The organism is Flammeovirga sp. SJP92, assembly GCF_001583495.1.
In the GTDB taxonomy this organism is placed as follows: Bacteria; Bacteroidota; Bacteroidia; order Cytophagales; family Flammeovirgaceae; genus Flammeovirga.
In genome coordinates this window covers 1-1,949 of record NZ_LQAQ01000009.1, presented here as the reverse complement: position 1 = coordinate 1,949, position 1,949 = coordinate 1, and the positions used below count along the sequence as shown (strand labels likewise).

Genomic DNA, 1,949 nt, shown 5'->3' with positions numbered 1-1,949 from the left:
GGGAAAACTTCACGTACGGTTTGATGAAGGGGGTTCTGATAGTTTTCTCAAAATGATTACATTTATAATTATTTAAACAGAGAGAGCTATCAGGCTCTACTCTACGCGAGAATCATGAAAAGTATGAATAGAATAGTTTTATTGTTCTTAATTTCGAATACGTTTTATTTTAAGGTATTTGGCTGTGAATGTTCTACTGAAACTTTAGAAAAAGAAATAAATGAAACCGCAGTAATCTTTATAGGAAAAGCTATAACAGTTTCAACGGAAGATGGATATGAAAACCGAACGACTTTTGAAGTATTAGAAACCTTAAAAGGGGAGTTTAAAAACGAGATGACAGTAGTCTCAGAATCTTACAGTAGTTCATGTGGTTATTCTTTTGATATTGATTCATTGTATATTGTTTTTGGAAGATTTAATAATCTTGGGGAATACGAAATTAGAACTAACTTATGTACGAGAACTGGACGTATATCAAGAAGTACCGATTTAATTCGAAAATTGAAAAAGCTTGGTAATGAAATTAATTCGATTAACTTAATTGATACTCATATACTGTATAATGAAATTTGGAAAGATGAAAAATTTATATGGACAGACGAATATAGTGAGCTCTTACTATCAAATTCAGAAGAGTTAGATCTAATTGACTCTAGTCTTACATATTGTGAACCAGATTCGACATGTCTACAAAATAAAACTGATTCACTTAAGTGGATTAATCGGAAAAATAAAATAATAGTAGGCTTCGAAGTAAATCAATTTGGAGAAACATCTAACTTTTTTGTGTTTCCTAATAGGAATACAAATAAACACTGTCAAGAAATAGCAATTCAATTTGTGAAAACTTTAAAACCTTGGAAACCTGCAACAATAAAAGGTATAAAAGTTAGATCCAATGGCTATTATGAGGTTGACTTTTCAAAATGTAAATCTCGCTAACAAGGGGCATATTGCACAGGTCGGTTGCGACGCAACCTGCCTGCGACACCATGCCCGATACGTTATTATGGGTAAAAAGAATATCATAAGGTTTTTATTTGGAGTTTTACTTGGTGGACTTTCTCTTAAAGTTTGTGATAACTTTTTAGAAGACTTCCCTCCTCAAATTAGTTGTGATGAAAACTCAGAATTTTTCGATAAATTAATTTGGAATAATCCTGATAGTTTATCTAAAAGGCAAGCTATGCTTTATGATCTTAAAAACTTTATTTTAAAGGATTATATGACTAAAAAGGAAGTAATAGAAATTCTAGGACAACCAGATAAAAATCAAGAATTTAAATTATCAAAAAACTCTTTAATTTACGAAGTAGGTACTTGTTCAGGACCTTGTTTCTTAGAGATTTCTTTTTCAAATAATTTAATAAATGGAGTTAAAAAACATTGTAAAGGACAGTGGTAAGTATTACTTTAATTAAATGGTTTTATGAAATATTTTTTCTTTGGTTTTATAAGTTGTTATTTATTCGTTTTTCTCATCTCACTGATTGAAAAACCCTTAACTTATTCTAAGACATATAATGATAAAAAATTTCAATCATCAATATGGTTGAATAATATAGAAGACAGATATGAAATGATAACTGATTTAAGAAAAAATCATCTCACTATCAATATGAAGTACATGGATATTGAGAAAATATTAGGTAAGCCTCAATCCAATACTTTAAACACTTTAAGTTATAAGATTGGGAAAAGTGGATTATTGGCTAAATATGAATATCTAAATGTTGAACTTAAAGATGGAAAAATTTCAAGTATTAAAATAATAACAAACTCATAAAATCAACTAAACTCCAATCACAGTTGACACAACCGCTCACCAGTTTAGTCATCACGTTAGTGTGCCACGATGCTGTGGCTTTCCAGTAGGTGCAAATCCTACCTAAGTAATTTACTGTTCACTTAGAAGAGTTACTGACAGTGATCGCCGTGAGGTGGAT

3 protein-coding genes are annotated in these 1,949 nt (G+C 30.2%); all 3 read left to right on the top strand.

Translation table 11 applies throughout. The features are described from left to right. The first annotated feature begins 123 nt into the window (after positions 1–123). The gene (locus AVL50_RS00405; RefSeq protein ID WP_157491074.1) at positions 124–945 is read left to right on the top strand and encodes a hypothetical protein; all 822 of its coding nucleotides are present in this window, start codon (positions 124–126) and stop codon (positions 943–945) included. 67 nt (positions 946–1,012) lie between these two features. Then, positions 1,013–1,408 carry a hypothetical protein gene (locus tag AVL50_RS00400; RefSeq protein ID WP_157491073.1) on the top strand — a complete coding sequence of 132 codons (396 nt, stop codon included), beginning with the start codon at positions 1,013–1,015 and terminating at the stop codon, positions 1,406–1,408. Between the two features lie 24 nt (positions 1,409–1,432). Further along, entirely contained in the window at positions 1,433–1,789 is a 357-nt protein-coding gene (locus AVL50_RS00395) for a hypothetical protein (protein WP_062614501.1), read from the top strand. The last annotated feature ends 160 nt before the right edge of the window (positions 1,790–1,949 follow it).